General features: G+C 42.1%; 28 protein-coding genes, 2 pseudogenes and 1 riboswitch. Of the genes and pseudogenes, 14 read left to right on the top strand and 16 right to left on the bottom strand.

What is annotated here, in order from left to right; all coding sequences use genetic code 11:
- Window positions 1-26: 26 nt before the first annotated feature.
- A complete protein-coding gene (locus QNH10_RS01560; RefSeq protein WP_283733269.1) occupies window positions 27-512 on the bottom strand; it encodes a QueT transporter family protein in 486 nt (161 codons plus the stop codon).
- Between the two features lie 6 nt (window positions 513-518).
- A riboswitch (PreQ1 riboswitch) is annotated at window positions 519-563 on the bottom strand.
- A 635-nt stretch (window positions 564-1,198) separates the two neighbouring features.
- On the opposite strand from QNH10_RS01560, the gene QNH10_RS01555 reads away from it, so the two are divergent.
- Window positions 1,199-2,215, top strand: coding sequence for a hypothetical protein (locus QNH10_RS01555; RefSeq protein ID WP_283733268.1), 1,017 nt, complete (start codon window positions 1,199-1,201; stop codon window positions 2,213-2,215).
- 49 nt (window positions 2,216-2,264) lie between these two features.
- Here QNH10_RS01555 and QNH10_RS01550 read toward each other — a convergent pair whose 3' ends face one another.
- Genes QNH10_RS01550 through QNH10_RS01535 form a run of 4 tightly spaced genes read right to left on the bottom strand, consistent with a single transcriptional unit; the run spans window position 2,265 to window position 4,309 of the window.
- Window positions 2,265-2,741 carry a hypothetical protein gene (locus QNH10_RS01550; protein WP_283733267.1) on the bottom strand — a complete coding sequence of 159 codons (477 nt, stop codon included), beginning with the start codon at window positions 2,739-2,741 and terminating at the stop codon, window positions 2,265-2,267.
- 44 nt (window positions 2,742-2,785) lie between these two features.
- Complete coding sequence (locus tag QNH10_RS01545) at window positions 2,786-3,136, bottom strand: anti sigma factor C-terminal domain-containing protein (RefSeq protein ID WP_283733266.1); 351 nt, start codon at window positions 3,134-3,136, stop codon at window positions 2,786-2,788.
- On the bottom strand, window positions 3,136-3,789 hold the full coding sequence (locus tag QNH10_RS01540; RefSeq protein WP_283733265.1) for a sigma factor regulator N-terminal domain-containing protein: 654 nt from the start codon (window positions 3,787-3,789) through the stop codon (window positions 3,136-3,138). The genes QNH10_RS01545 and QNH10_RS01540 overlap by 1 nt, the downstream gene beginning before the upstream one ends.
- The gene (locus QNH10_RS01535) at window positions 3,773-4,309 is read right to left on the bottom strand and encodes a sigma-70 family RNA polymerase sigma factor (protein WP_283733264.1); all 537 of its coding nucleotides are present in this window, start codon (window positions 4,307-4,309) and stop codon (window positions 3,773-3,775) included. The genes QNH10_RS01540 and QNH10_RS01535 overlap by 17 nt, the downstream gene beginning before the upstream one ends.
- A 160-nt stretch (window positions 4,310-4,469) precedes the next feature.
- On the opposite strand from QNH10_RS01535, the gene QNH10_RS01530 reads away from it, so the two are divergent.
- Window positions 4,470-4,886, top strand: a complete 417-nt coding sequence (locus tag QNH10_RS01530) for an SRPBCC family protein (protein WP_283733263.1) — start codon at window positions 4,470-4,472, stop codon at window positions 4,884-4,886.
- A 66-nt stretch (window positions 4,887-4,952) separates the two neighbouring features.
- On the top strand, window positions 4,953-5,831 hold the full coding sequence (locus QNH10_RS01525) for a DMT family transporter (protein ID WP_283733262.1): 879 nt from the start codon (window positions 4,953-4,955) through the stop codon (window positions 5,829-5,831).
- Between the two features lie 145 nt (window positions 5,832-5,976).
- On the opposite strand, the gene QNH10_RS01520 is transcribed toward QNH10_RS01525, so the two are convergent.
- Genes QNH10_RS01520 through QNH10_RS01505 form a run of 4 tightly spaced genes read right to left on the bottom strand, consistent with a single transcriptional unit; the run spans window position 5,977 to window position 8,312 of the window.
- Complete coding sequence (locus tag QNH10_RS01520; protein WP_283733261.1) at window positions 5,977-6,867, bottom strand: CPBP family intramembrane glutamic endopeptidase; 891 nt, start codon at window positions 6,865-6,867, stop codon at window positions 5,977-5,979.
- Window positions 6,868-6,909: 42 nt separating this feature from the next.
- Complete coding sequence (locus QNH10_RS01515; protein ID WP_283733260.1) at window positions 6,910-7,470, bottom strand: hypothetical protein; 561 nt, start codon at window positions 7,468-7,470, stop codon at window positions 6,910-6,912.
- Window positions 7,463-7,918 carry a hypothetical protein gene (locus tag QNH10_RS01510; RefSeq protein WP_283733259.1) on the bottom strand — a complete coding sequence of 152 codons (456 nt, stop codon included), beginning with the start codon at window positions 7,916-7,918 and terminating at the stop codon, window positions 7,463-7,465. The genes QNH10_RS01515 and QNH10_RS01510 overlap by 8 nt, the downstream gene beginning before the upstream one ends.
- Window positions 7,863-8,312: a hypothetical protein gene (locus QNH10_RS01505; protein ID WP_283733258.1), complete on the bottom strand. Its 450-nt coding sequence runs from the start codon at window positions 8,310-8,312 to the stop codon at window positions 7,863-7,865. Before QNH10_RS01505 ends, QNH10_RS01510 begins: the two co-directional genes overlap by 56 nt.
- 163 nt (window positions 8,313-8,475) lie before the next feature.
- Here QNH10_RS01505 and QNH10_RS01500 point away from each other — a divergent pair.
- A pseudogene (locus QNH10_RS01500) lies at window positions 8,476-8,825 on the top strand (DUF2200 domain-containing protein).
- 48 nt (window positions 8,826-8,873) lie between these two features.
- Here QNH10_RS01500 and metG read toward each other — a convergent pair.
- From metG to QNH10_RS01475, 5 genes are all read right to left on the bottom strand, one after another.
- On the bottom strand, window positions 8,874-10,511 hold the full coding sequence (metG, locus tag QNH10_RS01495) for a methionine--tRNA ligase (RefSeq protein WP_283733257.1): 1,638 nt from the start codon (window positions 10,509-10,511) through the stop codon (window positions 8,874-8,876).
- Window positions 10,512-10,876: 365 nt separating this feature from the next.
- A complete protein-coding gene (locus tag QNH10_RS01490) occupies window positions 10,877-11,050 on the bottom strand; it encodes a hypothetical protein (protein ID WP_283733256.1) in 174 nt (57 codons plus the stop codon).
- 59 nt (window positions 11,051-11,109) lie between these two features.
- Complete coding sequence (locus QNH10_RS01485) at window positions 11,110-11,358, bottom strand: hypothetical protein (RefSeq protein WP_283733255.1); 249 nt, start codon at window positions 11,356-11,358, stop codon at window positions 11,110-11,112.
- Complete coding sequence (locus tag QNH10_RS01480) at window positions 11,355-11,633, bottom strand: hypothetical protein (protein ID WP_283733254.1); 279 nt, start codon at window positions 11,631-11,633, stop codon at window positions 11,355-11,357. Before QNH10_RS01480 ends, QNH10_RS01485 begins: the two co-directional genes overlap by 4 nt.
- Window positions 11,634-11,786: 153 nt before the next feature.
- Entirely contained in the window at window positions 11,787-12,320 is a 534-nt protein-coding gene (locus QNH10_RS01475) for a hypothetical protein (RefSeq protein ID WP_283733253.1), read from the bottom strand.
- Window positions 12,321-12,527: 207 nt separating this feature from the next.
- On the opposite strand from QNH10_RS01475, the gene QNH10_RS01470 reads away from it, so the two are divergent.
- From QNH10_RS01470 to QNH10_RS01440, 7 genes are all read left to right on the top strand, one after another.
- On the top strand, window positions 12,528-13,412 hold the full coding sequence (locus QNH10_RS01470) for an ABC transporter ATP-binding protein (RefSeq protein WP_283733252.1): 885 nt from the start codon (window positions 12,528-12,530) through the stop codon (window positions 13,410-13,412).
- On the top strand, window positions 13,409-14,518 hold the full coding sequence (locus QNH10_RS01465; RefSeq protein WP_283733251.1) for an ABC transporter permease subunit: 1,110 nt from the start codon (window positions 13,409-13,411) through the stop codon (window positions 14,516-14,518). The genes QNH10_RS01470 and QNH10_RS01465 overlap by 4 nt, the downstream gene beginning before the upstream one ends.
- 62 nt (window positions 14,519-14,580) lie before the next feature.
- On the top strand, window positions 14,581-15,843 hold the full coding sequence (locus QNH10_RS01460) for an ABC transporter permease (protein ID WP_283733250.1): 1,263 nt from the start codon (window positions 14,581-14,583) through the stop codon (window positions 15,841-15,843).
- Window positions 15,844-15,877: 34 nt separating this feature from the next.
- Window positions 15,878-16,237, top strand: a complete 360-nt coding sequence (locus tag QNH10_RS01455; RefSeq protein ID WP_283733249.1) for a hypothetical protein — start codon at window positions 15,878-15,880, stop codon at window positions 16,235-16,237.
- Between the two features lie 48 nt (window positions 16,238-16,285).
- On the top strand, window positions 16,286-16,975 hold the full coding sequence (locus tag QNH10_RS01450) for a response regulator transcription factor (RefSeq protein ID WP_283734539.1): 690 nt from the start codon (window positions 16,286-16,288) through the stop codon (window positions 16,973-16,975).
- Entirely contained in the window at window positions 16,953-17,132 is a 180-nt protein-coding gene (locus QNH10_RS01445; protein WP_283733248.1) for a hypothetical protein, read from the top strand. Before QNH10_RS01450 ends, QNH10_RS01445 begins: the two co-directional genes overlap by 23 nt.
- Window positions 17,132-19,333, top strand: coding sequence for a sensor histidine kinase (locus QNH10_RS01440; protein WP_283733247.1), 2,202 nt, complete (start codon window positions 17,132-17,134; stop codon window positions 19,331-19,333). The genes QNH10_RS01445 and QNH10_RS01440 overlap by 1 nt, the downstream gene beginning before the upstream one ends.
- A gap of 58 nt (window positions 19,334-19,391) precedes the next feature.
- Here the strand turns inward: QNH10_RS01440 and QNH10_RS01435 are convergent, their stop codons facing one another.
- A complete protein-coding gene (locus tag QNH10_RS01435) occupies window positions 19,392-20,042 on the bottom strand; it encodes a CPBP family intramembrane glutamic endopeptidase (protein ID WP_283733246.1) in 651 nt (216 codons plus the stop codon).
- Window positions 20,043-20,223: 181 nt separating this feature from the next.
- Here QNH10_RS01435 and QNH10_RS01430 point away from each other — a divergent pair, with 181 nt between their 5' ends.
- The gene (locus tag QNH10_RS01430) at window positions 20,224-20,556 is read left to right on the top strand and encodes a hypothetical protein (protein ID WP_283733245.1); all 333 of its coding nucleotides are present in this window, start codon (window positions 20,224-20,226) and stop codon (window positions 20,554-20,556) included.
- 77 nt (window positions 20,557-20,633) lie between these two features.
- A complete protein-coding gene (locus tag QNH10_RS01425; protein WP_283733244.1) occupies window positions 20,634-21,101 on the top strand; it encodes a DinB family protein in 468 nt (155 codons plus the stop codon).
- Between the two features lie 40 nt (window positions 21,102-21,141).
- On the opposite strand, the gene QNH10_RS01420 is transcribed toward QNH10_RS01425, so the two are convergent.
- Window positions 21,142-21,975: a TetR/AcrR family transcriptional regulator gene (locus tag QNH10_RS01420; RefSeq protein ID WP_283733243.1), complete on the bottom strand. Its 834-nt coding sequence runs from the start codon at window positions 21,973-21,975 to the stop codon at window positions 21,142-21,144.
- Window positions 21,976-22,074: 99 nt separating this feature from the next.
- On the opposite strand from QNH10_RS01420, the pseudogene QNH10_RS01415 reads away from it, so the two are divergent.
- A pseudogene (locus QNH10_RS01415) lies at window positions 22,075-25,159 on the top strand (efflux RND transporter permease subunit).
- Window positions 25,160-25,284: the final 125 nt, after the last annotated feature.

Here is a 25,284-nt window from a genome sequence, read left to right as displayed (position 1 = left end):
CGACTATTGGAATGCCCCTTTTACTTTTATATAAGCTTCTCGAAATTAAGCCTTTTATTCAATGCGACCATAACAGGAATGCCGACTGCCATGACAACGAATTCGCTAACAGCGATGAAGAACCATGTCAGTAAGAAAGGGAACTCAAGTGCAATGTTCAATTCCCATGCAATAATGAACATCGTAAACGTAAATACAAGTGTATTGAAAAACATCCGTTTGTACAGTCCTTTTATGAACTTTGCAGATAGAATAGTAATCGATAGGGCAAGAATGGAATGCCCGACTCCAAATACTAAATCAATCGGCCCGAGTTCCGAAAAGAACAGATTGGATATGAAAACACCTAATACGACACCGATTATATATTTCTTATTGAACACAACGAGATGATTGAACATCTCTGACAAGCGAAACTGGATGTTTGTGAACCCGAACGGGGCGATCAAAAACGTCACAGCAACATACAACGCAGCGATAATACCGCTCGTTGCCATTGTTTTTACATTCATATTCATTTCTCCTTAGTTTTTTATCGTGGGATGGTTACGAACCACGTGGCAGAAAGCCTGCCATCCAGTTTAACATAGAGCTTCTGGTTGTTCAATAGATTTTTAGTGAAAGCTGTCAGTAATTCAGCCATGGAAATTTTAGTTTTCCCGGAAGAGTTCTCGTTTACGCGGTTTGAGTTCTTATTTATGCCTTGCGAGTTCTCGTAATGTAGTAACGAGTTCTCATTCAAGCAGGAAAAGTTCTCCTTTTCGTGCCATGAGTTCTCGTTTAGGCAGGAAGAGTTCTCGTTGGGATTGGATAAGTAATCAGCAATCTCGTTCAAGGTCCATTCTTTTCATCCAAGGCTCATTCCTCCGCGTTCAAGGTCCATTCTTTTCATCCAAGGCCCATTCATCCGCGTTCAGGGTCCATTCTTTTCACCCAGGGCCCATTCTTCCGCGCTTAAGGTCCGTTCTTCATCTGGCAAGGACCTGCCCCTTCGCCGAAAGATATTCTCTAACTTTCAAGAACATTAATGGTCAAAGGCACTTGGCGCGAATTGATTTTAGCCAGGAACTACAAGGAATCGCGGAAATAGTATTGTCTTCCTCCAAACTATTTTTGACTATTGAAACAAATTCACCGTTAATGACGTACTAATAGTAGGGAAATACGAGCGGACTTTCAAACTTTAGGGGGATGGGAAATGAGGAAACTTCTACTGGGAACGATATGCCTAACGGGTATACTTGTCGGTTGTACAGATCAGGGAAAAGTAGATCAAGTAAACACAAATCAGGCAAACGAAATTAGTAAACTGAAAGAGCAAATTGAGCAAATTTCATTAGAAAAAGATGCTCTATTAAAAATAATAGAAGAGGAAAGAAAAGCTTTTGAGTTAGCTACGAATCAACAAGTGAGTAATGCCTATTCTATGATACATGCCAAGGCCATTGAAAAATATCCACAAACGCTTTATAAAAAAGTCGCCTTGGACTTGGATCGCGATGGTGAAGAGGAAGTAGTCGAATTGTATGTGAATGCTGGGAAAACCGAGAATGGTCTATTTGCTTGGGACGATGGACAGACCTGGATGTTGGTAGTGAAAGACGGTGAGGAAACGTATCCGCTCTTTGATGATTATGTTCAGTTGGGGTCAGTTGATTTCAGCACAACCATATTTGATGGAAAACCTGGAATTGTAATGGTTATGTCGCAGCATGCTAATAAAACGGTGCAGAAATTCACTTACGATAAAAATGAAAAAGGGTATCAGAAAGAAACATTTTATAAGAAAGAAAATACGCAGGATCAATATAACCAACCAGCATCATATGCCTTTTTTAAAGATGCATACGAATTAATGCACACTGCTTTCACAACTAAAACGTTGTCGGTTCTTGAAGCTGACGAGAAGACTCTTCAGGATACAGAAAAGAGAAGGGCTATCATTTATCCGATTATAGAAGATCTTTATGATGCCTGGGGATTGTTAGGGACGGTCGCGGATCTTAATCGAGACTTGACTATATCCTTAGAAGTCGCCATTGACTTGCTGAACCAAATGGATAGTAAGCCGCCGACAACAGAGCAAATGAACCAGTTAAAAATAATTCACGATGTGTTCAATGAAATTGAAGCAGACAATGTGATTGATGAAAAGGAGAATAAGATACATTCGGAGATTATGGAGAGGCTCAAAAAACTTAATTTTATTCCTTAATGAAAACCAGGCGCTTTTCACTAAAAGAAAAGCGCCTTTTTATATAAACCTACACAAACTGCAAACGAAGATATTCTTCACGTTTGAACAATTCAAGTTGAGTCGGCTCAATTTCATCAATCCTGACCGTTTGTTCTAAAAGTTTTTGCTCTCCGTCGCCGGCCCAGAAAATCAGTAACTGGACGTTTTCTTTTGCTTTTATATATTCCTTTATATAATCTACAAAATCAGTTAAAAATTTGTCATTCCAATTTCCCGAAACCCAATACATATATTCCTTATCGGAGTAAAAATCCAAATCATAAGGCGGATTTGTACAAACGGAAATAGTTAGATGACCAAATGCTGACTCATCCGGTGCATGCAAAACGCGGACATCATCATCCATCGTATGCCAAGGCTCCTCCGGTGTATTTTCATTAATAGGATATAACCTCCTCAATTCTTCTATTGTGATCTCAGCAATGCCACTATGATCTACCTCTTTTAACGGACTATCTGAAACTAATAATGTAAATGAACTCATAGTGAGAATACGCCCCTTTGTTTTTCGGCATTCAACTTCAGCCTTTATTTGTTATCCCGCTGCCAGTTCCACAATTCCACTTCACCAAGCTGCTCCCCTTGGATAAATGAAACATCCTGTAATTTTAACAACTCTTTAACTGGCCCAGTTACAACTGCCCCATATACAATAAATCCATTGTTTTTTAAGTACTCATATTTTTGCTCTAAATGGCCAAGCCCTAAAAATTGCTCATAATAGCCCTTAGACTTATTCGTTAAAAGGTACTCCATGTTTTTCAGCATCAATTCTTCACTTTCACTAAGACTTTCTTGATCTAACCAAAGAATTTGCAATGATTCATGAAAGTTTTCATTTCGATCATTTCCACCGGATAAGCCGAAGTGGGGGACCATTAGCAAATTATCTCCCTAGATGTTAGGTAAGGATCATAATCTACAAACTCGCCAGTATACAACGGCATCCATAAAGTATGGAGATCATACTTTCCAAGGAAATCAATCAGTTGTTTTGATTCCATGAAGCTTGTTGTTGAAAAAGCGAGCTCCCCAACAGTACCTTCCGGAAGCATTGACAGGGTTTCCCATACATTTGGCCACGCATTACCTCCCAATTTTCTTCCGGTATGTGGATCTATGGGCAATGAAAAAGAGAATTCATTCAGTTGCTTTTGCCCGGGATGGGACAACGAAAATGTCGATGGGCTGGCAAGGCGATTCACTACTGTTGCTTGGCCAATAACCTTTTCATCATTTCCAACCCTCTTAAGTACGTTGTATGATAATTTTTGTGTGCCGAAAAACGTCAATTCTTCTTTCTCAAATCGAGAGTCTCCACGTACATTGGGCACAGTCCACTCCGTTGCAAGCTTCGTATAATACGCATTTTCTCTCGTCATATTAAGCTTATCAGCAATGATATTGATCAAAAACATATATCCACAATAAATGAGAAACACCAATAGTAAAATACGGAGTATCCGGAAAGTTAATGTGAAACGGGATCTCATTAAAATTCGCTTTTCCAAGTCTTTATTCCATTCCGTCATACTGCCACCCTTTCTTTTCAGCGAGGTCCGCCAAACGCTTCCTTGCACGATAAAGTGTTATTTTTACTTGGTCCTGTGTCAGCTGCAAGGACTCCGATATTTCTTTATAGCTAAACTGTTCATATTCCCGCAAATAAATGATTGAGCGATATTGTTCTGGTAAGTAGTTCAATAGATCTTCAAGTTGTTCGTTCAATTCTTGTGCTAATAGGGATTCTTCTGGAACCCCGTATGGACTAATCATTTCTTTTTTCGTTGTTAAGGCCGATAAAATCGGGATTGTTCGCCATCGCTGTTGCTTCCGCCATTCATCTAAATACGCATTGCGAGCAACTTTAAAAAGCCAAGCACGAGCCTCTTCATTTTCATATGTGTGTAAAGAAATCGTGGCGCGAACGAATGTCTCTTGTGTTAAATCCTCGGCCAATTGCTTTGAACCACTTAATTTTAGAAGGTAAAAATAAAGGGGCCTTGCATATTGCCTATACAGATAATCTAATTGATATCGTTTGTTCTGCATTTGGCCCCCCTTTTAACTGATCTCTCTATTAACACGTTTAAGTGATTGAAATGTTACAGGTAGTTTATCCCTTTTGACAAGGAACCCCTCATAATCTACAGTATCAATACAGCTATAAATTTGGAAGATATTAACTGAATATGATTAAGGAGAGAAGCAAATGTCTGAAAATCAAATCAAAAAAAACATCATAATCAATGCATCTATCGAAAAGGTTTGGCCATATGTCTCTACAGCTGAAGGAATTGGCGCATGGTTCATGCCGAGTGATATGCAACCAATTGAAGGAAAAGAATTCACGTTGCAAGCGGGCCCTTGGGGAGAATCGCAGTGTAAAGTGACTGAAGTGCAAACACCGAACCGCCTTTCATTCGACTGGGGAAAGGATTGGCAAATTCATTTTGAATTAAAGGGAAATGACGGGAAAACGGAAATGACCTTCAGTCATGCTGGTTGGGAGGATGGAAAGCAGACGGAATTCGGTGAGAAACATGAAGTCGTCCGTCCCCGAATGTCAGGTGGTTGGGACGGCCTGTTGGCTAAGTTAAAGAAAATAATTGATGCCGAAACTGAATAATTTCGAGAATTCACACACCCCTCTCCGATATCATGATATATTCGATATATCGGGGGAGGGGATTTTTTGTCACAACGACTTGCGTTTGTTGCTGTATTATTGGGGGCGGTACTTTGGGGAACGACTGGCACCGCGCAAACTTTTATGCCGCAAACTGTACATCCATTGGCGGTTGGGGCTTCGCGGCTTGCGGTCGGCGGTTTCGCTTTGCTTATTATCATGCTCATACTTCGGAAAATCAATTTCCGCAACTGGCCATGGAAAGCGACGCTTTTGGCTGCATTGGCAATGGCGATCTTCCAATATTGCTTTTTCACATCAATCCGTTTGACGGGAATCGCAATTGGAACGGTAGTCGCAATCGGAAGCGCGCCGATGTTTTCAGGGGTGATTGAATGGCTTATCCTAAAACGCCGTCCAACAAAAGTCTGGCTAACGGCCACATCACTTGCCGTTGTCGGATGTGTTTTATTATTTTCAAATAAAGAAGGGTTGGTCGTCAATCCAGTGGGTGTCACTTTATCCCTTTGCGCAGGCCTTCTATTCGCCTTCTACACTTTATTTAATAAAGAGGTATTGGAAAAAGCGGATGCGATTCCTTCGGTGGCAGTCATTTTCTCATTGAGCGCAATCATGCTTATGCCGTTTTTATTCATTTTCGAAACAGAAGGATTACTCACATTTCCCGGCATATCCACGACAATTTATCTTGGAATTGCAGCGACAAGTGTGGCGTACATTCTATTTTCAACGGGCTTACGGCTGATCCCTTCTTCTTCAGCTGTCACGCTATCATTAGCCGAACCGCTCACTGCAGCAATTTTAAGCGTGCTTGTTGTCGGAGAAAGATTGGACCTGATTTCTTGGTCAGGAATCGCACTTTTATTGGGAGGAATCCTCGTTTTAACATTAAGTGGAAGAAAAGAAAAGGCTGCCCTCAGTTAGGCAGCCTTAATCACGCATAATTTCCTCCAAAGACGCAGAAATCCATCCAAAAACTCATAAAATCCATCAAGTATGCATAAACTCCGAATTTCACGCATAAATCAACCTAAACACTCATAAATGCCAAATTCTACGCATAAACGACCTACTCGGCCTTCATCTTCACATACAACCTCGTTGCAAAGAACCCTAAAACTATAAGCAATGTCGCCAAAAGGCCACCTTCAAGCCCAAACGCTCCGCCTGTCATTAAGGAATTTCCATTTTCCACCGACACATTATAAATCCCGTACGGCGTAGTTCCACTCACCGCAAATCCAAAAACATTCCCTTGGAAGTAGTTCCAAGTAATATGATAGCCGATCGGCAGCCACAAACTATTTGTTGCATCAAACATATAAGCGAATAGAATCCCGACCAACGCAATATTGACCAATCCAAGCACACTTACATTTGGATTCGTGCCATGGACAAGACTGAAAATCACAGCCGATATAACGTAAATAAGCCATTTCGGATTTCCTCGTCGTTGCATTGTAGACATGACATATCCCCGGAAAAACATCTCTTCAAAGAAGCCGACTAAGATGAATAAAAGGAGATACGATAGGGTGTATACGGTAAACTCTGGGCTTCCGAACGTATTCAGCATTTTAACATTCCCTGTTGCCAATAAAATAAAGAAAATGACAACTATCGAAGCCGCACCAAGGAAAAGGCCGAACCATAAATCTTTCAGCGATCCCCTAAATCCAAGCTCCGGTAATGTCCCTTTATTGACGAATTTCCATACCAGCACCGTAGCAAGCATTCCGCCTACTGTCCCGCCGCCTTGCGTCAATAAGAAAATCCATGGGTGCCTGGCAAATGCCGCATTAATATCCATATCGAATGATCCGTCCTGAAATGGAAAATCCACTAATGCCAGCAAGACTCCGCCAGGGAGCGCGAAAATTTGCTGTGTAATGAACATCGCGACGAATGCCAAAAATATTAGCCATCCCGCGCGAACTTGGTTTGCTTCGTTTTTAAACAATTAACTAACCTCCATTCTTTTTACTCTATGCCGGTTACCATGTTAAACAGAATAACTTATCCGATGATTATCGGGGCTAACCCGACGAAAAGCACGGATTAATAATAAAAACAGAATATCCATCAAAACTCCGGCAATTATAAGGATTACTGTAAGAGCAACCCAGCCGTCTCCAGAAACATTCATGGAAAAGGACATAACTGTCAAAATTGCAAAGTGAATAGTGACAAAGTATTTAAAAGTAGTCTGCGCCCGATTGTGCAGCGCCACATTGCCAAAGATTTTGGCTACTTCCATTAACACGAGGAATAAATAAAATGCAATAACCAATTTAAGGATCGATAGCATACTCTCATAAATTGACCATCCAAAAGGCAATGCCGAATCCGATAGGTTTATAAACACTGTAGGCAGTGACACGAAAACGCCAATCATAGCGACTGTCATTGCTTTTTTCGCATTCGGATAAGCACCAACAATCCGTGCACATCCGGTGTAAATCAAGAAATAACCGATAGGATCCATTAATAGGTCAATCATGATATAGAAATCGAAAAATATGAAGAGGTAGCCCCAAAATATATTACCTAAAGCTTTATTCAACCGAATCCCTCCTCGCCTTTTTGTCGATAACCCTATTGACATCTTCCTGCGTCAAATACGGAAACATATGATAATGGGCGTAACTCGTAAATGGTTTTCCCTGCTCCGTTGTTCCATCTATACGAATGGAGAAGGCATATGGATTCACAAAACTATTGGTTTTCAGGTTGGTTCGTAGCGTCAAATATTTATCTTTATCTATATGGATCGGAAGCTTAAGTGACTCCAATGATTTGTCTTTTTGACTATCGTTGATTGTAAAGTTGAATCGTTCTTCGATGGGTTCATTGAAAGGGAATAAGATCTTTTCAATAGACAATGGTTCAATTGCCTGGAACGAATACCAACTTGAACTGTCGTTACTACTTCCACTTGAACGTGAATGCAATACATTATTGCCTTGAGTGATATCCCTCTGGATGAATAATAACTTCCCCGATGGACGCATTAGTTTGCCTGCCATCCGAAAAATACACCACCATGTCGTTGAGGATAAGATCCGTCATAATGTCTGTTTCATAATTTTGCAGACGGACCGAAACACTTCTTAACACATGATGCCTGTACGTATCCATGTTGTATATAGAATTATCATTATAAATGAAGCCATTTTCCGGATAGCCGTCCAAACCTCCAAGGCGTACATGACTGATACGAGAACGGTCGTTTTTATTCGTTAAATAGTAGAGAGTGAGATGATAATTATGGTCACCCATCGTCATTTCAATATAATGGTCAAGAAAAATAGGCTCCGTTAATTGTTTCGACTGGGAGTACAGCGAGTTTAACGTCCAGCTCACAGCAATAAGGCCTAACGCAATCCAAAAGAAACGTTCTTTCACGAAGTCACTCCTTCCATTTTTTTCTGCATACCACCATTGTCTCAAATCAGATGAGGGATTGCATCATGAATTTTAGACATGGTTGTAAAACACAAGGTTATAAATCATTCAATGGTATAATGGTGTAACAAAAATCGGAGATCTTTTAAAGGGAGGAAATATGATGACCAAGCATAGAATCTATACAATGACATTCGCGAGCGTCTATCCCCATTACATTACGAAAGCAGAGAAAAAAGGTAGGACGAAATCGGAAGTGAATGAAATTATCCGTTGGTTGACTGGTTACAGCCAAGAAGAATTAGAAGCACAAATTGAAGAAAAGACGAATTTCGAGATGTTCTTTGCAGAAGCTCCCCAATTGAATTCTTCACGTGATTTGATCAAAGGAGTAGTTTGCGGTGTCCGAGTGGAGGATATAGAGGATCCATTAATGAAGGAAATTCGCTATATGGATAAGTTAATTGATGAGTTGGCAAAAGGAAAGCGATGGAGAAGATTTTACGGAAATAATAATATGCAGGGCCACAATCCAAGGTGTGAAGATTGTGGCTCTGCATTTTAGGAAGATTGGCTTATCAGCCTCTCCACCTCAGCATCAATTTGCCCTGCATCTATCCTTTCAAACAACGGCTCCACACGCTTCAGAGTCAAACTCCCAATCTCGATTTCTTTCCATTCCGGCTTCCTCAATTTCAACATGCTCTGTACATCCTCACTCGAAAACGGTAGGAAAGGGGAGAGTAGCTGCGAAAGGTTAGCAATGATATACGTGCATGTTGCCATTGTCCGCTCACATGCTACTACATCCTCTTTTACTTGAATCCATGGCTTTTCCTCATCAAAGTATTTATTCGCTTGGCGGATGAAATCGAATAGCGTTTCAATTGTTTCTTTGAAATGACCGTCCTCGATTTTTTTGCCGACAATATGGTAAAGACCCGCAACTGTATTTTTTATTCCTTTATTAATTTCCGTTTGAGGAACAACCCCACCATACGACTTTTCGATAAACTTCAACGTCCGATTCACAAAGTTCCCGTATGCACCTAACAACTCAGAGTTATGACTATAAATAAACTCACGCCAAGAAAAATCCGCATCTCTGTTTTCAGGAGCATTCGCAGTCAAAAAGTACCTCACCGAATCGGGATGATATCGTTCCAAAATATCCGGCACCCACACCGCCCAGTTTTGGCTTGTCGATAACTTCCGTTTTTCCAACGTCAAGTACTCATTTGAGATAACGTGAGTTGGCACTGCCTTTTCCTTGCCAATTCCCATCAAAATGGCGGGCCAAATGATCGTGTGAAACGGGATATTATCTTTGCCATGGACATAGTAGGCAACCGTTTCTTCATCCCAAAACGTAGCGATATCGGTCCGGTTCAACATTGCCCATTCCCGGCTCGCGGAATAATAGCCTGTCACCGCCTCAATCCACACGTAAATCTTCTTATCCTCGTAACCTGCAACCGGTACATTGACGCCGTTTTCCAAATCCCTTGAAACAGCTCGGTCATGTAGACCTTCTTGTAAATACCGCTCAGACTGGCGAATGGCATTTTCACGCCATCTTCCATCTTCATCAGCACTTGCTACAAACGATTCAAGTTGCTTTTGGAATTCACTTAATTTGAAATAAAAATGCTCGGTCTTGCGCACAGTCGGCTCCTTGCCGCATAGTTTACAAGTTCGATTTATCAAATCAAGCGGATCTAAAATGGAACCGCAGCTGTCACATTGATCGCCCCGCGCTTGGCTTCCGCAATTCGGACAAGTTCCTTCGACAAAACGGTCCGGAAGAAATCGTTCATCAAACTCGCAGTACGTCTGCTCCATTTCCTTTTTGTATATAAACCCGCGCTCCAACAGCTTCAGAAAAACTTCACGGACTACTTCATGATGGAACGACCCATCCGTTCGCGTATAAAGATCATACGAGAATCCTAATCTCAAAAAACTGACAACAAACTCAGTGTGATAACGATCGGCAATCTTCTTCACGGACACTCCTTCCGCAGCCGCCCGTATCGAAATTGGTGTTCCATTACAGTCACTCCCCGAAACATAAAGCACCTTTTCGCCCTTCAAACGAAAATACCTTGCCAAGATATCACCCGGCAACAACGCCGCGATATGCCCAAGATGCAGCGAACCATTCGCATACGGCCAAGCCCCACCAATAAAAACAGTCATTTCCATTCCTCCTTAAAAATAAAAAACCCCCGCCCTCATCGATAAAAATCGATAAGGACGGGGTTCATATACCCGTGGTACACCTTACTGCACAATTAGTTCACACTAATTATCTCCAAAAGTACGCGCCAAAAAAGCGTTATACTTTGGCGAGGATAACAAGCGCCAACTCTCGGCGCATCCTTACCTAGTCCGAAGACGTTCAGTGCGCGGCTCAAGGATCATGTTCAAAAGATTTGTCCGCTTCATTTCCACCGTCAGAAGCTCTCTATGCGACATCCTCTTTTTACTTTTCCCTCTCATTGCCTTTAGTAAGATGTAGTTGAAATGATTATAGTCGTTTGATTCAGAGAAATCAATAGTGTTTACCCATTTGTAGGCGGGCGTTGTTGGTCATTTGCCTTTTTCTTGTTGTTTTTATTTTTCACGTTGTCGTTCTTTCCAATCACACCTAAATCATCAGGGCTGATGTCAAAGCCATACCCGAATTCCTCGCGATCCAATGTATTGCCTTTTTTGAATTTCTTTTCTTTTGCCATGTCAGTTCACCTCCCGTATATGCAAAGCTTGTTCAACTGGGAGATGATTATTCATTCACTTACTTCTCTTTCACCGACAATAAAAATGCATAAATCGCTTCGCCTTTCACGTCGCCGCTCCAGATCGCTTTGACGGTCATGAAATACCTTCCTTCAGCCGTGGGCACTTTTGCTTTGTCGCCGTTCACTTCCACAGCTGTTGTTTCGCCGTTTTTATGGATGAGCACTTCATATGCGTCCGGTTGCGGAAAGTCTTTTAATTCGGGAGAAACAAGGAGATAGAAGTTGATTTCACCCCCAGGCTTCACTTGATTGGCACGTGCATGTTCAACATTTCCTGTGCAGGCGTTAGCTCCAAAGAGCACTTTTTATCTGCTGTTTCCCAGCAATGATTGTCATAATACATCCAAAAACCCACTTTGTTTTGGCTTACTAGAAGATCAGGTTTCAACGTGATTGCAGTTTCCTCCTCATTCACCACCTCGGTCGTTTGAGGTAAAGGAGCCGCTACTTCTTCCTCGTCCTTTTCATCATCCACACAACCGGACAAAAATAATGCGACTAACAGGACGTAAAACAGCAACCCTTTTCTAATTGGAAATCCCCTCCTTTATAGGTAGTGCCCTTTAATTCTTTGACAACACTTTTCGTGATACTCAATCCGAAAGGACCGACGGAAATTCCCTCTTGTATGATCAAAACCTCCATTCATACCACACCCCGGTCATCAAAATATCTACTCTTTCACCGACAATAAAAACGCATAAATCGCTTCGCCTTTCACGTCGCCGCTCCATATCGCTTTGACAGACATGTAATACCTTCCCTCGTTTAACGGAGCTTTAATTTGATTGCCTACTACTTCCGCTTCCTTCATTTCCCCGTCTTCATCTACATAGACTTTGAAAGAATCGGGCTTAGGAAAATCAAAGTCCTCCATTGGTCTACTGAATCTGAATGTAAGGTCTTCCTCGGGTCTTACTCGAGTGGACTGCTCATGCTCCAAAAGTGCCTTGGATGGGGTTGGTTCAAGTGAGCATTGTTTCTCCTCACTTTCCCAACAAAACTTGTCACGGATTGACCGAACGGTAGCCGGTAGATTTGTTTCATTTTCATTTATTACAATGGATATTTCAGGTCTTATAGTAATGCCTTTGCTTGCCTCTATCGGCTCTGTCGGCTCTCTTGGCAACTGGACTACTTCATCCTTCTCTTTTTGGTCATCCACACATGCGCCTAACAATAGCGCGCCGAACAGGACAAACGGCAACAACCATTTTCTTATTGCAATCCTCCCCTTTATAAGTAATACCGTTGAACTTATCCATTTCTATCCACAGTCTATCATTCATACAATTTATAAACAATAAGAATTATCATATTAATTAAAGGATTTCCACGGTTTGTGTGGTAGTAAGAAAGAAGGGGAAATTTGTAAAACGATGTGAGTGTGACGAAAAAGAAAGGGTGTGGGGGAATGATTGTACAAGTTAAGAGTTTGAAAAAACGGTATAAGAAGGATTGGGTCTTAAAGGGGATTGATATTACGATTGAGGAACCCCAAATCATTGCGCTTGTTGGTCCGAATGGTTCGGGGAAGACGACGCTGTTGAACTGCATGACGAATCTATTGTCGTTCAATGAGGGGAGTGTCGAAATTTTAGGGAAGGCGAATACCGCCCCGTCGCTTTTCTATGAAATCTCCTATTTGCAGGATAACCGGATCCTTTACGGGAATTTGACGGCTTATGATCATTTGAAGTTCATTTGCCGTGTGCAAAAGCTGCCTTTTTCACGTATCCAGGAAGTTGCAGAGAGGGTTGGGATGACGAGTTATTTAAAGAGGCGTGTCCGTAATTTTTCGCTCGGAATGAAACAGCATTTATTGCTCGCGATGGTCATTCTAAACAAACCGAAGCTGTTGCTCATGGACGAGCCTTTGAATGGACTTGATCCGACGAGCGCTATCAATATGCGGAATATTTTATTGGAATTGTACAAGGAAGGGACGACAATCATCATTTCATCTCATAATCTCGATGAAATTGATCGATTGACGAATACGATTTACTTCATGAAGGATGGGGCTTTGCTGAAGGAGTCATTGAAGGAACTGACAGTGATCCATTACGAGTTGACTGTCAGCGATACGGAAAAGGCGAAAGGGATTTTAGAGGAAGAAGGTCTGCCATTCACGAGTAACGACCAAGGTCAATTAGGTTTCAAAGAGACGGATGTTCCATTGCAGACAATCATCGGTTTATTGTACGGGAATGGAATTGAGATCAACCATATCGACAATCAGAAAGCCGGGGCGGAAAAGCGGTATCGTGAACTGTTTGAAGAGAGGGCGACGGTATGATGCAGTTTGCTTTTGAATTGAAGAAAATTCTCTTCAGTAAGAAACTGCTGTATGTGTACCTGTTCATCATATTGGGTGTCGTGCTTCTTTTCGTCCGGAACGTGACTTTCCAGCCGTATATTGAAAAAGAGGAAAATGAACGGATCGGCGGACTTATTGAAAAATCTCAGAGTCTGAATCGAATGTATACGGCTGCATTGGAAAATAATCCGGAAGACGAAGAGATGGACAAGTTGAGGCTGATCAACTCTTCCATGCTGGCGAAGTTGTACGAAGTCCGGGAGATAAAATCGGATAAGTGGAAAAACAGATTGCCGATAGAAAATGCATTCTTGAAAGAGGCACTTCATTTCAAGGAGGAGGGGGGAGACTACGACCTCCCAGTCGGAGAAATCAACAAAATGCTTGCGATGAATCATAAGCATTTGTCGGAAAATATTAAGCCCCGGCATGCGACGTATAGCATCCTTACCGAATTTCTTGAAGCTCGTAGTGGATCTGTTTATGAACTTTGGGGCAATCATCATTCTGGTCATTTTGGTGGGAGAAATCATGACAAGCGAGTTGAAACCCATTCCATCAATTTTTTATACACGCAGCCAGTGAACAAAGGAAATATCATTACTGGGAAGTTTTTCAGTTCAATCCTCGTCTATTTCCTGACAGCTATCGTTTTGATAGTTGCTACGGCACTCGTTGGGTTGTTTGGATTTAAAGGGAAGTATAAGTATCCAATCATGATTGAAAAGAATGGGGAAATTGATTTTATTACAATTGTGGATTATATGGGCCAAGGACTGACAGTTATCAGTATAACGTCAATCATGGTGATTGCGCTCCTTTTGGTGTATAGCTTGCTGTTCAAACATACGTTAGCCACAATTTTTGCCTTGCTTGCAACATTGGTGGCGGGATATGGATTGTCCGCTTTCATTAAAACACCATTCTTATTCTGGTTTAATCCATTTCAATATTTGCTGCCGGAAGAACGCCTACTTGTCAGGAATGGAGCAGATTGGTACCAGGGAATTCCGGTTATCTTGCTGGTAACCATTGTGTTGTTTTTGATTGCCAGGAAAAAGATTGAAACGAGCCGGATCAATTGAGGGGAATTCAATTTAGGCGCAGTTGGGAAGGGCAGAGATAGAAATGGTTGGGAGGGGAAGGCATGTTGCGGCTTATTCAATTTGAGGCGATAAAGGCGTTTAAATCCACGTTTTTTAAGGTTGTGCTCTTGGCTTTTACCGTTTTTATTATCGCGTATTATGCTTATGTTTATATGAATACAACTCGCATTGAGGAGTTGCAGACGGAAGCGGAAGATGGGCTTTTCAGAGTCCAAAGCGAGTTAGTGGAATTGGAGGCATCGGTTGATGCGGGAAAACTGGACAAGGACAGCAGGGAATATAAAGATCGGAAAAGTGATTTAGAGGAGTTCTGGATACCTCGGTACGGAAAAGAAGTTGAAGTATATCAATCGAGAGATTATAACCGGTTGCTAGATATGGAGATTGAGCATCGGACGCAATTCATAATACCAAGGCTTGGTTATGGAGACTTTTGGTCAAGAGAGTGGCGAACGTTATTCACGGAACAAACGAGTTATGAACAGATGAAATGGATGCGTGAAAGGGAAATACGTCCCCTTTTGCCGCTGACCAGTTTTGCAGATTTGACAGTGTATGACCAGTATTTTGACGATGATGGTTGGGGAGAGTTCATAAAAAAACTGAGCACGAAATATTCGTCTGATGGGGTTCATTATGCGAATCATCTGTTGACCCTTCTATTTGGTGTGTTCGGTGCAGGAATATTCATCTTCCTGTTTGGGGATGTCGTGACGAGGGAAGGACTCGGGGCAAACGGTCCGATTCATCTGCTTCGGACACAGCCGATCCGTTGGTATCAAGTCCTAATCAGTAAGTTCATCATGGTCTTGGTTGGCACAATTCTGTTGCTCGCTTCATTCAGCGGGTTTGCCTTGCTGCTCGGCACCGTGTTTGATAGGTTCGGGAACACCGACTATCCTGTACTCATTTACGGGGAGAATTACGGTTTTACATTCATGAAGATAAGCACATTCCTTCTGAAATCGGCAACCCTCTTTTTCATGGTGCTTGTATTCTGCTATTCCTTGCTCTTTTTATTCTCCATTGTTGTAAGAAAAACTGCCATTGCCATCGGATTGATGCTCATCGCTTTATTCGCCGGCGTGAAATGGTCGGAGCAATCGGTCGCATCCACCTGGGCCCATTACCAGCCATTCCAATATTTCTCCGTTCCGAAAGTGGTGACAAATGAACTCGCTGTCACGGCGAAAAACTTTGCATTCTCCTTCTCGAATGGCTTGATTGCGTTGGGAGTGGCAAGTTTAGTCGTTTGGGCGGCGATTGCCGTTGTGTCGATGGTGCAATATAGATTTGTTCGATAGGAATTAATAGTAGCTGCTCGTCGGGGGGATGCCGATGGGTGGCTTTTTGCGTGGAGAGGAGTTTACCACCGACTTTCAAGCGGTTATCACCGACTCTCGGCCAATTACCACCGACTTGGCCGACTTTACCACCGCTCCGCACCAATTGGGTCGTTTTTCATGGCGGATTCTATGCAAATCCACCAATTTTCCAAGCTGGCTAAAGTTTATCACCGTTCGGAAGTGGTTTATCACCGCTCGCCGTCCAGTTATCACCGTTCAGAGGCAGTTTATCGCCGTCCACCCCAACTTTTTCACCGTTCAACCATTTATTAGGCGCTCCTCAAGGGGTTTCTTAAGCCCACCAACCATCCATCTTAAGAATTTCTTCATAATTCCCCTTACTGAATGTTAAGATTTAATCACTACAATTGGTATCATAGAGGAAAGCGAGGTGCGGATGATGGCGAAGTTCACAGTTCTCGTGGCGGATGATGATAAAGAGATCCGCGATGGGATCGAAATTTATTTGAAAAATGAAGGGTACGACGTTTTGAAGGCAGCGGATGGGAAAGAAGCGCTTGATTTACTTCAATTGAATGAAGTCCATCTGCTCATCCTTGATATTATGATGCCGAATATGGATGGGATTACGGCGACGTTCAAAATTAGAGAGCAACAAAATATTCCGATCATCATGCTGAGCGCAAAGGTGGAGGATTCGGATAAAATCCACGGTTTGTCGGTTGGTGCGGATGATTATGTGACGAAGCCATTCCACCCGTTGGAGTTGATGGCGCGCGTTAAGTCGCAGCTAAGAAGATATGTCCAATTGGGCACATATGATGGTCAGAAAAAGGTCCAAATTGATGGGCTTGCTCTTGATGAAGATGCGAGGGAATTATCGGTCGATGGGAAACCGGTGAAACTGACGCCGATTGAATATAAGATTACGGAATTACTCATGAAGAACGCTGGGCGTGTGTTTTCCATAAATGAAATTTATGAACGTGTGTGGAATGAAGAGGCGTATAATGCGGAAAATATCGTCGCTGTCCATATCCGCAAAATCCGGGAAAAAATTGAAGCGGATCCGAAAAATCCAAGATATGTGAAGGTGGTGTGGGGAATTGGCTACAAAATCGAGAAGTGATTGGAGCATTGTACTGTCGATTGTCTCCATCTGCATCGCCGCAATTAGCATCGGGTATTGTTTCCCGCATGTCATTGAACTCGCCCTAAATGGTTGGGAACGCTCGACACGGGCAATCGCCTATTTTTCACGCATCATTAAAGGGGGAGCGTCCTGATGAAAAATAAAGTTCTTCTATTAACATGGTCCGCGCTTATTACGGTTGTGCTGCTCGCCAGTCTTTCATTTGCAAGGCAGGGAACGGGACTGATTGGAAATGTTTTTTCTGATTTCAATGATTTCTCTTGGCAGCTTGACGAGTTTTACGACATTGTTGGACCTACTAAACTCAACTCGATTGATGTGGAAGAGGCCAAGAAAAACATTACCGTATCTGACGATGAAATCGAGAGACATCGGTACCGATATGGGACACTGGCAGACCAGCTTTCCAATATCCACGACCAATATGCACAGAGAATAGCGGATGCGAAAGATGCCGGAAATGAATTATTGATGAATACGTTGATCGAAGAACGGGACATGAAACTTGCGGACATCCGGAAAAACTTCGAAAGCGATGCCCACGTGGAGGCGAAAATACGCAAAGAAAAAGAGAAGGCGTTAGTTCAATATTTAAATGATGTCAAAGCAAACTCGTTTTCATTGCCAGTAGCCTATGAATTCACCGATGTTGAAACAGGGGAGACGTATTCTTCCGGAGATGTTTCAGTTCCTGCGGTTTATAAAAAACAATTCAATGCCGCAAAAGGATATTTTAAAGCGAATTCATTACCTGGACATAATGGTACCAATGGCTGGATTAGGACCTCCGACTATGGGAATCAAGCAGCGAGTGAAGACATACAAATTACCACTTCTGTAAAAACCTTTGAAGGTACTGTCATCGTTCCAAAGTCAGCCGTTGCAAAGGGTGGTGTCTTATATTCACAATATAAGGATTTCAATAAAGGGAGATTAGCCACTTACGTCTTTTGGCTGCTCGGTATCATAGCACTTATCACATTATTGACCGTTATGAAGTTTCAGAAGGAATGGGTAACGGGGACGGCGATTGCGGATTGGTATGCAGATTTGAAGATTGATTTGAAAGCTGCTGCATTTTTCATGACAGCATTGATATTAGTTGGATACATTGACAGTAAGTCCTCAAATCTGTCGAACTTCTTTACGTATCAAAGTCTGGGACGTTGGGGTGAGTGGCTGACTTCCTTCTTGATAGGTGGAGTCGTCATGACTACATTGTTTGCATTCCAACTTGTAAATGGTGTGGAACGATGGAAGCGGGAAGGGGTATTGGCAAAGGACATAAAAAACAGTTTCACGCTCCAATTCTTTAAGGCGTTGCGTGAGATGTTCCTGAAAAGGTCGATCGGCGTTCAGTCATTCATCCTGCTTATCGGATTTTTCCTTGCAGGAATCGGATTCATAGGCGGTTTCATAGATGGAATCTTCCTTATGATCTACGCTTTTTGCGTTCTGTTCCTTGGCCTTCCTGCCCTCTATATTTTCGTCCGTCGTTCCGCGTACTTGAACCGGATCATCGTCGCGACGGAGCAGATGGCTTCGGGACGTTTGAATGAAGATATCAAAATCGAAGGTCGTTCACCACTCGCTGACCACGCGAAGAATTTGAATAATCTCCGTGAAGGTGTCAGGATTTCCATGACGGAACAGGCGAAAAGCGAACGGTTGAAAACGGAACTGATCACGAATGTGAGCCATGATTTGAGAACGCCGCTTACATCAATTATCACGTATACCGATCTACTGAAAGATGAAAACATCACTTCGGAGGAACGTGCAAAATATGTCGATATTCTTGATAAAAAATCACAGCGCCTAAAAACGCTCATTGAAGATTTATTCGAAGTGTCGAAAATGGCGAGCGGCAATCTTGAACTTAATAAACAACGTGTCGATTTAACGCAATTGCTTCAACAGGCACTTGCCGAACATGCAAATCAGATTTCGGAATCCGGCCTCGATTTCCGGACGACAATCCCTGAAGAAATGCTAATTGCCCATGTCGACGGTCAAAGATGGTGGCGCGTCCTCGATAACTTGATTGTCAATGCCGTCAAATACTCGCTTCCGGGCACTCGAGTTTACGTAACACTTCGAAAAGTGGGCGATTCTGCTGAATTTGTCGTGAAAAACATTACAAAATTCGAACTTAGCGAAAATGTCGATGAACTGTTCGAGCGTTTCAAACGTGCAGATACATCGCGTCATACTGACGGTTCAGGTCTTGGTTTAGCAATTGCACAATCGATTGTCGATATGCATCAAGGCAATATGAAAATCGAACTTGACGGTGATTTGTTCAAAGTGACCGTGACAGTGCCAACAAAATAATCAATCCGCATGCGTTGCCAAAAAACTTGGCAGGCACGCGGATTTTTTTGGTTTTTGATTAATAAAAATAAAGTATATATACCCCAATAAGTAATATGCCAAGGTCCGCAAACATATGTATGATCCAAGACGGCAGAATGGTATGGGGTTTTTCATTCGCAAGCTGAAAGATCAATCCGCCTGTCCAAAGTCCGCCGACGGCCAAAAGTAAAATCGGCAGCGTAAACCATGGCAGGAAGATGGCGATATGATAAATGGCGAAAAAGAATGGTGGTAGGATGAAACGCATTGCGCCACGGCCGAATAAGTCTGGTAATAGTCCCCGAAAAAAGAATTCCTCAATAATTGAGTTTCCGATCAGAATATATAGTGCGATGATCGGGAACGAAGAGGGTGTGATGCCGGATAGCAGCAAATCGTCCCGCAACGAAGCGATGTCGATAAGACTTTGTAATAATAGGAAGGCACCAATAATGAGTGACATTATTGAAACCCCTAAAATAAAGGCAAATCGGATACTTTTTCGATCAGTTTTCCTGAATCGAAGGAAAAGAAATTTCGTTGATCGGAACAGTATGAAAGGGATTCCTAAGAATAGTATGACCTTTGCTGCCGTTTTGACACCGTATGAAACGTCAACACTTTGCTCAATCCATAACAAAAGCAAAATGCTTAATATGGGAAAAGTAGCTCCAAACCATTTTTGCATATAATTACCTCGCGATATTGTGGCATTTTCCATGTAGTGTTGACGTGAAATAATAAATGATGTTCCCATTAAAATTAATTTATATGAGGTTTAGGTTTTATTGAGATAGGGAATAGATAAAAACCACCTCTCCCCATGCGCGGGATTTCCGTGTTTGAAGGGAGAAAAAGGAGGAATCCATATGACGATCGTTGATGGTAAATATCCGAATAAGAAAGATTTGGAACCAAAGATTCTACATCCCGGAAAAGGGGTAGGACCGGCGTATGAATTACCTTTAGCAGATCCTGCTGACTCCAACTTTACGAACGAATTCCGTAAAAACGCACAAGACAAAATCGGCATGGATGTTCCTTCCGCTTTTAGTCAAAATAAGCCTTTATTCAATGAATTCCAAGTAACGGACAATGACGTGTCTGAGAGGATGCCGATTGAAAATCGGGAATTCGACAGCGCGACCCGTGAAAAATGGAATAGCCAAAAGAGAAATGATAAACCGATAGATCTTACGTAAAAGCGGATTCCTTTAAGGAATATCCGCTTTTTCTTTTCATACCCTTTTAGTATGATAAGGAAAAGGGGGAATGAGAAATGGAAACAATTGCACAGTTAAAATTTGCAAGGATATATACAATGGGGCGCTTATCGATGACGAAGGAAGATGCGTGGGACGTCCAGCCGAAAGGATTCAATAATACGGTCCGGTGGAATGTCGGGCACATTTATTGTACATTGGAAAATTTCACTTCAATGGTCTTGCCGTCCTACGAACCGCATCACCAGGAATGGCAAAAGCTCTTTGTTAGGGGGACAAGCCCAGCAGGATGGGAAGGTCAAGCTCCTTCAAAAGAGGAATTGCAAGCTGCTTTACAGGAACAAGTGCCTCGTGTAGTTGAGGCATTGGAAGGAAAGCTTGATGAAGTCCTGCCTGAACCTCTCAAAATTGGGGATATGTTAACGATGGATACAGTCGACGCGGTCATTCAGTTCGCCCTTTGGCATGAGGGAGTTCATGCTGGCGTCATCCACGGACTAAACCGAGGATTGGAGAATAAATAAAGGAAAAAACGCTTTGGAAGTTGAATCCAAAGCGTTTTTCTTACTTTATTCCAAAATGTTTTCGAAGTAAATAAGCCGTCCATTTGCAATGCGGATGGTGCTGAATGTTTGTCAATAAACCCTTAACAACCGCGGGGTGCAGCGTAGGCTCCAACAGCTCTTGCTTCAATAGGATCAACGACTCTTTTTCAATTGAGTCCTCCAAATCATCAATGTTCTTTTCAATGACTTCTATTACTTTTTCGGATGATGGGTCTTCATTCGTCGGCTGATCGATTAACTGGATTAGTTCATCGGGAATAAATGAAATTGTCGTTTTTTTTGCAAGTAGATTCGTTTTTTCGACAAGTGATTGAACAAGCAAATCCAAGTCGATTGGCAATTTATATACTAAAAATAACTCTGAGTAGGTGCTCATAAAGCCTTTGATACAGAACAATAAATCATATTTCATATCTATAGCCTGTTCGCCATATAATCGTTCAATCATTGATAAAATAACTTTTTCAAGAGACTTGTTATAATTATGAAGCTTGGAAAAAAGATCTTCATTAAAAGATTGCGCTGGTTCCTTCATAAGGAGCTTGGCGAAATCGGAGTGTTTATTGAAAGAATGGAATGTCGTGTAATAGAAATTATATAATAAAACTTCCTCATCTTCCTCACTGACCACAAAGTCAATGTCTGATGTAAACTGTCTCATAAAATGATCGATTAGCGCAACAATCAGTTCGTCCTTCGACTTGAATGATAAATAAAAGGCCCCTTTGGAAATGCCGCAAAGGTCTGTTATTTGCTGGACGGATGTTGCTTCGAATCCTTGCTTTGCAAAAAGCTCTAAAGCTTTCTCCATAATTAGTTGTTTTTTCGTCATATATCCGAATCGCTCCTATGTATTTCAATTGACAATTGACCGGTTAGTCACTACTATAAAAAACAGAGTCCAATTTGTCAAATAGAGGAAGGTGTAAGGGTGAAAGGTTTAGTCAATTTTGTTCTGAAGAATAAACTCGCAGTTTGGTTGCTTACCATTATTATTACCGTGTCGGGGTCTATTCCGCAACACAGATGAAAACAGAGACGTTGCCAGATATTTCGATACCGTACTTAATGGTCATGGGTGTTTATCCTGGCGCAACTCCTGAGCAAGTTATGGAGGAAGTCTCGATACCTATCGAAAGGGCAGTTGAAAACTTAGACCATGTAAAATCGGTTTACTCCAATTCAAATTCCAATATGGCCAGCATTCAGGTGGAATACGAATATGGAATTGATATGGATGAAGCGAAGAGGGCATTGGCATCCGCTATGGATTCATTAACTTTGCCTGAAGGTGCTCAGGAACCAATCATCACTGCGATTAGCATGAATATGATGCCTGTCGTAGCGTTAAGTGTAAGTAGTACAACAGAAGATATCGTAGAATTAACTTCCACAGTTGAAGATATCTTGCTGCCGAAAATCGAGAAAATCAATGGAGTTGCATCAGCAACAATTTCAGGACAGCATATCGAAGAAGTTGAATTGACGTATGATGAAGAAAAAATGGCTCAGCTTGGTTTAACGAAAGACAGTGTTAAGCAAATGATTCAAGCGGGCAATTTGGCAGTTTCCCTCGGTTTGTATGAGTTCGAGGAAGGCGAGCAGGCTGTTGCTGTGGACGGAAAGTTCATGACAATCGAAGAATTGAAAGGCATGCTTATTCCTGTCACGCCTTCAGAAGCGAATCCATCGCCGTTCGTGAAACTTGGCGATATCGCTACAGTAGAGAAAGCTGGTAGGTGAAGTCGATTTCACGTACAAATGGTGAAAATGCGATTGCCATTCAAATTGTCAAAGGCCAACGCGCTAACACTGTTGATGTCGTTAATGATGTGAAGAAGTTGATGAAGGACGAGGAAAAAGCGCTTGATGGTCTTGTAGTCGATATATCGCTTGACCAAGGTGAACCTATCGAAGCCTCTGTTTCTACGATGGTAGAAAAAGCACTATTCGGTGGTTTGATTGCGGTTTTGATCATTCTACTATTCTTGCGTGATTTCAAATCAACAATCATCTCAATTATTTCAATTCCAGTTTCAGTATTCATGGCACTTTTACTGCTAAATTGGATGGATATCACACTTAATATTATGACGCTTGGTGCGATTACAGTTGCGATTGGGCGGGTTATAGATGACTCAATTGTTGTAGTGGAAAATATATATCGACGGCTGCATTTGAAAACTGAAAAGCTTTCTGGTCGTGCATTGATTCGCGAAGCGACAATCGAAATGTTCAAACCGATCATGTCTTCAACACTTGTTACAGTGGCGGTATTTGCACCGTTAATCTTTGTCGGTGGTATGGTCGGCGAGTTATTCTTGCCGTTTGCGCTGACGATGACATTTGCTCTTGGTGCTTCATTGCTTGTTGCGATTACAATCGTGCCTGCATTATCCCATTTCCTATTCAGGAAAAAACTATATGGTGAAAAGACGGAAAGCCGACATAAAGAGGCTGGAAAAATGGCGAATGGATATAAGCGTGTCCTATCTTGGACGCTGAACCATAAAGTCATTACGTCAATAATCTCTATTGTTCTATTGGTGGGAAGCTTGGGATTGATGCCACTAATCGGTTTCAGTTTCTTAGGTAGCGATGAAGAGAAAGTGATGTATATTACGTATACACCGGCAACGGGTGAACTTCAGGATGAAACGCTCGCAAACGTCGAAGTTGTGGAAAAGGAAATGCTTAAACGCGACGATATTGACATCGTTCAATTATCCATCATGGACAGCGCTGATCCGATGACGGCGATGATGGGTGGAGGATCGAGCGGTGCGTTGATGTATCTCATCTTTGATCCTGACATGGAGAATTTCCAGGAAGTCCGTAAAGAAATTGAAGACTATGTATTTACTATTGGTCAATCCGGAGAATGGAAGAGCCAAGATTTCGGCTCCATGGGAATGTCTACAAATGAAATTAGCTACACATTCTATAGTGAAGATTTAAGCAGCCTGAAGGAAGCCGTTCAACAGGTTGAAAAAGTCATGGGTGAAACAAAAGGTATTGAGGACGTTTCTTCAAGTGCTGAAGAAGCTTACGTTCAATATACTTTGAAAACGACGCAGGATGAGTTGCTGCAATACGGATTGACGACGGGGCAAATCATAATGATGCTAAGTCCATCAAGGACGCAAGAAGTCGTAACGACAATCGGTAAAGATCGTAATGAGTTGGAAGTTGTCGTGAAGCAAAAAGCTGCTGAACAGCCGAAATCCATCGATGAATTGATGGCGACTGAGATCCCTACAGCATTAGGCACAACGATGAAGCTTTCAGACTTAGTCGAAGTTGAAGAAGGGTCCACATTCAACACGCTTTCCCGAAGCAAAGGAGAGTACTATGCTTCTGTAACAGGTAAGTTAGTTGACGCCGACGTTTCTAAAGCAACTTCCGAGGTTGATAAAGCAATCGATAAATTAGACTTGCCGAAAGGCGTTTCCGTCGATACAGCGGGAGTTGCGGCTGACATGCAAGAAGCATTCACGCAACTTGGTATTGCAATGTTAGCGGCAATCGCGATTGTCTACTTCATACTTGTTGTTACATTCCGTGAAGGTGTCGCACCGTTTGCGATTCTATTCTCGCTTCCGTTCGCAGTCATAGGATCGTTTGTTGGTCTGTTAATTGCAGGTGAAACGATTTCCGTTCCAGTCATGATGGGTCTCTTGATGTTGATTGGTATCGTTGTTACGAACGCAATCGTACTCGTGGACCGAATCATCCGGATGGAACGTACCGGGTTGAAGATGCGCGATGCAGTACTTGAAGCGGGTGCAACACGTTTACGTCCAATCCTTATGACAGCGATCGCTACAATCGGTGCCCTTATTCCATTGGCAATTGGAAGTGGAGCAGGCGGCGGTTTGATATCGAAAGGTCTCGGTATCACGGTAATCGGCGGTTTGATCAGTTCCACATTGCTGACGCTGATTGTCGTACCGATCGTTTATGAAATTTTGTCGAAGATGTTTAAGAAGAATCGTTTGGATTTGGAAGAGGATTGAAAATGAATAGGTCAGGCGGGGAAAACATATTGTTTTCCTTCGCCTGTTTTTTGTTTGAATAGAACACTGGTTCACTGTGCCTAAGAATAGATTAAGTCCATATAATTGTGTAAATAGGAAAAGGC

Origin of the sequence: Sporosarcina thermotolerans (genome assembly GCF_030067815.1) — a bacterium.
GTDB classification, from domain to species: domain Bacteria; phylum Bacillota; class Bacilli; order Bacillales_A; family Planococcaceae; genus Sporosarcina; species Sporosarcina thermotolerans.
Note: the sequence above shows the minus strand (reverse complement) of the source record. Positions and strands in the feature narration are given on the sequence as shown.